General features: G+C 35.0%; 9 protein-coding genes and 1 pseudogene. 9 read left to right on the top strand and 1 reads right to left on the bottom strand.

Annotation, left to right across the window (positions count from 1 at the left end; translation table 11 throughout):
- Positions 1-173, top strand: a pseudogene (locus AC1DVK_RS25730) (group II intron reverse transcriptase/maturase); the annotation flags it as partial.
- Between the two features lie 128 nt (positions 174-301).
- Here AC1DVK_RS25730 and AC1DVK_RS25725 read toward each other — a convergent pair.
- Positions 302-628 carry an antibiotic biosynthesis monooxygenase family protein gene (locus AC1DVK_RS25725; RefSeq protein WP_410862243.1) on the bottom strand — a complete coding sequence of 109 codons (327 nt, stop codon included), beginning with the start codon at positions 626-628 and terminating at the stop codon, positions 302-304.
- A gap of 374 nt (positions 629-1,002) precedes the next feature.
- Here AC1DVK_RS25725 and AC1DVK_RS25720 point away from each other — a divergent pair, with 374 nt between their 5' ends.
- From AC1DVK_RS25720 to abc-f, 8 genes are all read left to right on the top strand, one after another.
- Positions 1,003-1,380 carry a nucleotidyltransferase domain-containing protein gene (locus AC1DVK_RS25720; protein ID WP_477627708.1) on the top strand — a complete coding sequence of 126 codons (378 nt, stop codon included), beginning with the start codon at positions 1,003-1,005 and terminating at the stop codon, positions 1,378-1,380.
- Positions 1,381-1,454: 74 nt separating this feature from the next.
- Entirely contained in the window at positions 1,455-1,700 is a 246-nt protein-coding gene (locus AC1DVK_RS25715) for a hypothetical protein (RefSeq protein WP_377385280.1), read from the top strand.
- Positions 1,701-1,770: 70 nt separating this feature from the next.
- On the top strand, positions 1,771-2,322 hold the full coding sequence (locus AC1DVK_RS25710) for a dihydrofolate reductase family protein (RefSeq protein ID WP_089365106.1): 552 nt from the start codon (positions 1,771-1,773) through the stop codon (positions 2,320-2,322).
- A gap of 276 nt (positions 2,323-2,598) precedes the next feature.
- A complete protein-coding gene (locus tag AC1DVK_RS25705; RefSeq protein WP_477627707.1) occupies positions 2,599-3,585 on the top strand; it encodes an alpha/beta fold hydrolase in 987 nt (328 codons plus the stop codon).
- Positions 3,585-4,256, top strand: coding sequence for a response regulator transcription factor (locus AC1DVK_RS25700; RefSeq protein WP_410862235.1), 672 nt, complete (start codon positions 3,585-3,587; stop codon positions 4,254-4,256). The genes AC1DVK_RS25705 and AC1DVK_RS25700 overlap by 1 nt, the downstream gene beginning before the upstream one ends.
- Positions 4,253-5,251: a sensor histidine kinase gene (locus AC1DVK_RS25695; RefSeq protein WP_477627706.1), complete on the top strand. Its 999-nt coding sequence runs from the start codon at positions 4,253-4,255 to the stop codon at positions 5,249-5,251. The genes AC1DVK_RS25700 and AC1DVK_RS25695 overlap by 4 nt, the downstream gene beginning before the upstream one ends.
- Positions 5,252-5,469: 218 nt before the next feature.
- Entirely contained in the window at positions 5,470-6,339 is an 870-nt protein-coding gene (locus AC1DVK_RS25690) for a cation diffusion facilitator family transporter (protein WP_410862231.1), read from the top strand.
- Positions 6,340-6,798: 459 nt separating this feature from the next.
- A complete protein-coding gene (gene abc-f, locus AC1DVK_RS25685) occupies positions 6,799-8,346 on the top strand; it encodes a ribosomal protection-like ABC-F family protein (RefSeq protein ID WP_477627705.1) in 1,548 nt (515 codons plus the stop codon).
- Positions 8,347-8,436 lie beyond the last annotated feature (90 nt).

Genomic DNA, 8,436 nt, shown 5'->3' with positions numbered 1-8,436 from the left:
TCAAAGGATTAGGCGTCCCATTTGGAAAAGCATATGAATGGGGAAATAGCAGAAAGGGTTATTGGCGCATAGCGCATAGTCCTATTCTAGACAAAACCCTTAATAATGTTTATTGGCTCCATCATGGGTTAGTAAATCTATATGAACGATATACAAAACTACGTCAGACTTAAACTGAACCGCCGTATACCGAACGGTACGTACGGTGGTGTGAGAGGTCGGAGGCTAGGCGCCTCCTCCTACTCGATTATAGCTGAAAATTCATAAACACAACATCTATGTACATGAAGTCTTAGTTTGCTTACTTGATTGTATAATCTCTTTCAACCTTGCAAATTCGGGTTGTGTATGACGAGTACCAATCTTTCATTCCTTTTTCTTGTGCATTTTTGTGGGCAGCATTTTCTTTCCAAAGCTTAATGGCATCCAGGGATTTCCAATAGGATACGGTAATTCCTACTCCGTTTTGGTCTCTTACGCTTTCTACTCCTAAATAGCCATCTTGTTGGGCGGCAAGTTCGTCCATGAAATCAGCGGTTGAATTGTAGCTTGTAACATCTTTATCGTTTCTTTGAGAAGTGAAAATACAAGCGTAATAGGGTGGTTCAGGTGTATTTGCAAGAAACATGGAATGGCGCCTCCCTCTATCTTAATATTCAAAATAATATCACATAGGGAAGAACGTGGATAGGGGCTATTCCACAATATAGAAAACTGATTGTAAAATTGAAAATCGGTCCAGGTAAGAAAATATTTACAGACAGCCTGTGCAGGGTGAAGTGGGGCCTTGATCTCTAGCCAAGAAACTAATAAAAGCCTAAATAGTTTTCGGAAGCTCTTAATTTCCTTAATAAGCCTGTTCAGCGGAAGGTTTTTTCTCCTGATGCACGAATATATTACATTTAAGGTTTTTACAAAAAAAGGAGATGGTTTCTGTGTGCGGGATTTGTCAGTAAACATAAAGAAAGAGATGTATTTTTACCGAAACAACGCGATATTCATTTGAAAAAGGCATTAAAGGATCTATCAGCAGATCCTGATGTTTTAGCTATTTACCTAGCCGGTTCATTAGCAAAAGGAAACTATGATCATTACTCTGATATAGATTTGCACACCATTGTTATTTCAGAAAGGAAAGCAGATTTTTTAAAGGGAAAAAGGGATAGAGCCAATAACTGGGGAAATGTTTCATTTCACGAAGACTACAATCCTTCTTCACCGTATGTCGTAACTCATTATGATACCTTTGTGAAAGTGGATAGCTGGTATCACTCACCTGAGGAATCAGCAAAGCAAGTGTATAAACCTTCACCAGATGAAGTTGAACATTGGAGAGGAAAGCTGCTTGCTTTTGTCCATGAACCTACAGAGCCGTTATGAGGAGAGAAATGTTATATGCACTATCCAATCTTGATAGGATACGGTGGCTGATTGTGTCTGGGTGGTATATGGAAATGGGAGAACATATAGATGGGCCATATGGGGTTTGGTCAAAAATCGAGGGCAAAATAAGTAAATTAGATGAAAAACAATTATCCCTTTTAGAAAGCTGGAGTTGTGGACGTAATTCAAATGAAATTATTAAAACGTTGAGAGGTATGATCCCAGAATTCCTTAGACTAAATAAATATCTTTGTACTCAAGTGGGTGTCGAAATAAATGAAGATCATATCAAAAGAATAATAGATATGGTTATCTGATACTTACAAAAGGTTATGGGACACTCGTTGTTCATGTAAAATGTGTAATCACTTTTGGAGGGATGACTAAGTGGCAGAATTGGTATATCATGTAGCGGTTTCACTGGACAATTTCATTGCCGACCAAGCTCTTTTGGATGGGAATATCGATCAAACACTTTTTTTATTTGAAGGTGATCATGTCCCAGACTTTTTATCCGATATCCAGCAATATGAAGCAGTGTTGATGGGAAGAAAAACGTATGAATTTGGATTTCAATTCGGAGCTAAACCGGGTGAACCAGGCTATAAGGGTTTGAAACATTATATATTCTCGAACTCCCTTCAGTTTGAATCGAACGAGGAAGTAGAACTTATAAAAGGAAACGCCGTAGCTTTTATTGAAGACCTAAGGCAGAAAAGTGACGGTAAGTTATGGCTTTGCGGGGGCGGCGAATTGGCTGGAACGTTGTTGAAACATAAACTCATAGATCAATTGGTGCTGAAAGTGAATCCAATCATCATCGGTGAAGGTATCCCTCTTTTTGGCAGTGTTAAGCCAGGTCTGAAATTAGATTTAGTTGAAATGAAACAATATCAAAACGGAGTGATTAAATCCACGTATAATATTATTTATACATAGGAATTAGGGACGGGCAGCTAAATAAAAACTTCATTCCCTAATTAGGGATGCTTTATTTCATGGTGGGGGTTGCGTTGGAGCGGCCCTTTTCTTTTGTAATAATTAAAGTTTACTAGTGAAGTGACTTTTTAATTCCCTGGTTATTGAAGATGAATTCTCCTCAAAATGAACAAATGGTGGCTTATCTTAAGTGAAAAGCGAAAATATTCAATGAAAATTAATGAGAAATTTATTTTTAAATCATATCCTTTCAATATAACTTGAAAGGAGAATACAATGAAAAGATTATTTAAAGTATTAAAGAATATATTTTTTATATTCATTGCCGTTATCTTACTCGCATCAGTATCTGTTTTTATTTACCATAGTTATAAATTGCACAAGGAATCAGCATTAATTAAAGGTGAGGGGACATTAGTTAATGTTAATAACGAAGAAATTAATATATATAATGAAGGCAGCGGTGAGGATACGTACGTTTTTATGTCTGGCTCCGGGATTGCTGCTCCTGTTTATGAAATGAAAGGACTATATAGCAAGTTTGCAAAAAAAAATAAGGTTGCTGTCATTGAAAGAGCCGGATATGGATACAGTGATGTTTTTCAGGATGATAGGGATATTGATAAAATTTTGGAGCAAAGCAGGAAGTCGCTAATTAAAAGTGGAAATAAACCTCCTTATATATTGGTTCCACACTCTTTATCAGGTATAGAAGCTATTTACTGGGCACAAAAATACCCAAGTGAAGTAAAGGGAATTATTGCTTTAGATATCGGTTTACCGCACCAGTATGTAACTCATAAAATGGGCCTGGTTGATTCATTGACTGTAAGAGGAGTGAATATTTTAACGAAAATCGGTATGCACCGTCTGATTCCTTCAGTTGCTTATAATCCTGTAGTGATTCAGCAATCTTTCTTAACTGACCATGAAAAAGAAATGTATAAAGCTCTATCATATAAACAATTTTTTAATGATGATATGGAGCAAGAGCTTTTACAAAGTTACAATAATGGTAAAAAATCAGTTAACCTGCCGATTCCAAAAGAAACACCTATTTTATTTATAGATGCGATTGCCGATCAATATAAAAATTCGAAATTTACAAAACAAAAAAATGAAGATTATGAGGAGTTTGCAGAACAACTATTAAAAGGGGATGTAATAAAACTGAATGGTACACACAGCATTTATTTATACGCGCCTGATGAGATATATAAACTTACCATGGAATTTATCAAAAAAACTGAAGGACCAATTTGATGAAGGGATATAATATTTTAATTGTTGAAGATGATTTGATGATTGGTGATTTATTGCAAAAAATATTGCAACGCGAAGGGTACAATGTATTCTGGATGAAAGAAGGTAAAGATATTATTGATATTATCCATGAGATGGATTTAGTCATTATGGATGTTATGCTGCCAGGAGAGGATGGCTATCAACTTACAAAGAAAGTGAAAAATCTAGGATTAAATATTCCAGTTATTTTGCTATCCGCTCGAAATGATATGGATAGCAAACTCCAAGGATTGACAATTGGTGAGGATTATATGACAAAGCCTTTTGATCCTAGAGAACTATGCTTAAGAATGCAGAAAATGCTAGATAATAAATATGGTACTTTCACGCATATTAAACATTTATTTATTGACGCTGAACATAAAAAAGTATTCAGTAATGGCTTGGGTAATGAAGTGGTATTTACTGCAATTGAGCGTAAAATATTTTTCTATTTATATGAAAATAGGGATCGGATTTTAACGAAAGAACATTTTTTTGAATATTTATGGAAACTCGAAGATAGAAATCAAAATATCATTAATGTACATATAAAAAAAGTCAGGACAAAAATCAATGATACAACGGGTGAGATCATCCAGAATATATATGGAGAAGGGTATAGATTGAATACCTATATAAAGAAATGAAATTAAAGAATAAATACCGGCTATTGTTATTTATTGCAGTTATTAGCGTACCATTTTTATTATTGTTGATTAGTATCTTAATGTCTGTAATTTATGAGAATGCCTTTAAAACGAAAAATTATGACATTCCTTTTCATGAATCTTTTGCATATACTACAATGCTAATCGTTTTTATTTTATCATTATTATTTTTAGCCTTTTTATTTTCTAATTCTATTAACTCGCTTTTAAATAAAATAAATATATTGAATAAAACCATTCGAAATTTAGCTAGTGATGAAAAGATTCCGAATAAATTAGAGGTTAATGGCAATGATGAAATCGGTAAATTAATTAAATCGGTGAATTTATTAATTGAAAGAACGACCTATCGAGAATTAGAACTAAAACAACAACAGGAATTAAAAAAGGAACTCTTAAATAAATTAAGGCATGACATCAATACACCTTTAACAGCTGTTAGATTGCAATTATTTTATTTAGAAGGTCAATTTACTGATCAAGCTCCACTAATCGAGTCACTATATCAACAAATAGGTTATATTTCTGAATTAACGAATGAATATAATATTCAATCCACAGATACGTTAGATAATTCTTATATCTTAAACGAAGAAGTGAATATGCATGATTTATTAGAAACGATGGTTAAAAAATGGGGTTATTTATATAACATGCATGGCATTGAATTAATATATCATCCATTAAATAGAGAGTTGAAGTGGATCAGTAACGACTTATGGCTCCAAAGGTTATTTGATAACATTTTCCAAAATGCGTTAAAGCACTCGAAGGCTGACAAACTTGAGATAACCATTGAAAAAAATGTAGTTATTATCAGGGATAATGGGATTGGATTTGTTATCGATAGTAAAAGTAGGGGGCTTGGTTTAAAAATAATTGAGGACATAGCAAGGATACTGCAAATAAAATATAATTTACAATCAAATGAAAGAGGAACTTTATTTTGTTTTACAGTCGAAAAAACGATTTAAATCTCACTTAGCTCGTTATTTTGCGGCGTGATGCAGGATTATTTCATGCTGGGCTTTTTATCAAGTTTCCGTAAATATTATTCTTTTCAGATAGTTTACCGAATGCAACATAGTTATCTAGCACTTACTTATATAAAACGATACAAAAAGGTTGCTATAGACCCACCCATTTTTAAGTTGATATTATATTCATGTACTTAATTGTGGGGGGAAGTTGAATGGAAGAACAAAAATATAATGACCTCAAATTAGGCGAACGTGGTGCAATCATTAGTATCATTGCTTATATTTGTCTATCAATCATGAAATTGGCTATAGGATACATAAGTGACTCAGCTGCATTAAAGGCGGATGGTTTGAACAACACCACTGATATTATCGCCTCGATTGCTGTACTGATCGGATTAAGGCTGGCTCAAAGACCCCCCGATAAAGATCATGGCTATGGCCATTGGAAAAGTGAAACGATTGCTTCGATGGTTGCTTCATTTATTATGTTTGCTGTTGGTTTGCAAGTTTTAATAGATGCAGTTGCTTCCATGCTTAAAGGTGGAAAAGAATCACCTGACATTATGGCAGGGTATGTAGGCGTTTTATCAGCAATAGCTATGTATTTTGTATATCGGTATAATAAAAAGCTTGCTATTAAGATTAACAGTAAAGCCGTTCTGGCAGCTTCAAAAGATAATATTTCCGATGCTTGGGTAAGTATCGGAACAGCTATAGGGATTTTCGGCTCCCAATTAAAAATGCCTTGGCTGGATTCCCTAACTGCCATCATTGTTGGACTATTAATATGCAAAACAGCCTGGGATATATTCATTCAAGCCTCCCATGAACTTTCTGACGGATTTGATGAAAATAAAATTCAACTTTATAAGGATGTAATTACAAATCTGAATGGAGTCAAGGGGATAAAAGAAATTAAAGGGAGGAATTACGGGAATAATGAAGTGATTGATGTTGTGATCCTTGTCAATTCTACGTTGGATATTAAAGAAGCTCATGATATTGCGACCCATGTAGAAAAAGTGATGATGAGGAATCATGGAGTATACGATGTTCATGTCCATGTAGAACCTAATTAATGAACTCTTTTTTTTTGATCATTAAGAAAAACGGGTATATATTAGCTTTACAAACATATAATAATGTGCAATCATTAATTTATTACATTGGAAGGAAAAGGTACCTTATACAATGAAGCAGTAATCTTATCTAATAAACAGTAAATCTAAATCTATTTCAATGGGTGTAAACGGTTAGGTATGTTCAATGCAAGTGTGCGTCACTTTGTGTGCTTACCGATTTTATTGGTGAGTTCTAAGTGAGCGTCAATTTTTCATTTGAACAAGAATCTTTTTAGATACCCATGTGAGATTTTTAATGATTATGTTTAGAGATGGGATTCGTCTGTTCGTTTATAGGTACTAATTCATATACAAATACTTTTTCTGGTATCGAAATCAGGAGAGGTATATTTGGTTTATGTATATTAATTTAGTAACAGGCGATCTCTCTCTAGAAAAAATAGAGGGGGATTTTTCATGTTATTTTTAAAGGCGAATGATTTAAAGAAAAGCTACGGGAACCATGAAGTTATTTCCGTTGAATCACTTCATCTATACAGTCATGACCGTATTGGTTTAGTTGGTAGAAATGGAGAAGGCAAAACGACCCTGCTTTCTATATTAGCAGGCGTTAATGAACCAGATTCCGGTCATATAGAAAGCTATGGAACAGTCAGCTATATCCCACAGATAGAGGAAAATGAACAAGAAATAAGCGGAGTATTAACGAGTATATGGAAACTGCCAGATGAGGATCAAGAAATGATAAGCGGCGGTGAACGGACTCGAAGAAAAATCGCCGCTGCCCTGACCTCCAATGCGGATGTATTGATTGCGGATGAACCTACTAGCCATTTAGATGTATTCGGAATTGAACAATTGGAAAAGGATTTAAAGTCTTTTAATGGCGCTATATTGCTTACTTCACATGATAAGGCATTCTTAAATCATCTTTGTACAACAATATGGGAAGTTGAGCAAGGCAAGGTTACTGTATATGAAGGGAATTACGAAGCGTATACAAAGCAGAAGCAAGCAAAAACAGAAAAAGAAAAGAAGGAATTTGAAGAGTATACTCGCGAAAAGAATAGATTGAAACAGGCTGCACAAAACCTGCAAGGCAAATCTGATTCAATTAGGAAAGCCCCTAAACGAATGGGCAATTCAGAAGCAAGGCTGCATAAACGCAGCGCTGGGAAACAAAAAGCGAAACTGAACCGTTCTGCTGAAGCGATTGAAACTCGGATCGAAAAATTAGCAAAAAAAGAAAAACCGCGGGAAGATTCTCCTATCATTTTTGATATTTCAGAATTTCCATCACTGCACAGCAAAAGGGTCATTCGATTTAATGGCTGTTCCCTGAAGGTTGGTTCTAGAATGCTGAAACAACATATTTATGGCGATGTTCCCCTGGCATGCAGACTCGCCATCAATGGTCAAAATGGTTCAGGAAAATCGACATTACTGAAAAAGATAGTGAAACGCCACACAGATATATATGTCGCGAAGCCGGCAAAGATAGGATTTTTTGCACAACAACAAGAAAATTTGAATGAAAGTAAAACGGTACTTGAAAATATTTTGGAGGATAGTCCCTACAATCAAGCCTTCATTCGTACATTATTATCACGATTGGCTTTTAAAGAAAATGGCGTTCACAAACAAGTATCACTCTTAAGCGGTGGGGAAAGAGTCAGGGCCTCGCTGGCAAAAGTTTTTTTGGGAAACTATAATGTATTGGTTTTGGATGAACCTACAAATTACCTGGATATAAATACGAAAGAGGCTTTAATCGAAGTGTTAAAAGCATATCCAGGAACAATCGTTTTTGTGAGTCATGATCGTTCATTGATCCAATCACTTGCAACGCATGTACTTTCATTCGAGGATGAACCTCCGAGAGTAAGAACTGTCAACCAGGAATCAACAAAATTGGATAAGGGCATGGATGGCCATCAAGTTAAACATAAGAAGTTCATCCTGTTTAACTTGATGGCCATCCATGCCCTTAAACAATTTTGTTGATACCTGGTAGACATTTCTTACTCTAGGAGGTTCATCCTCGAATGAAACTACAAGAGTTGCAAGAGATTGGATCAATGAACTATCATGACT

It is taken from the genome of Peribacillus sp. P4_B1 (genome assembly GCF_056402395.1).
Note: the sequence above shows the minus strand (reverse complement) of the source record. Positions and strands in the feature narration are given on the sequence as shown.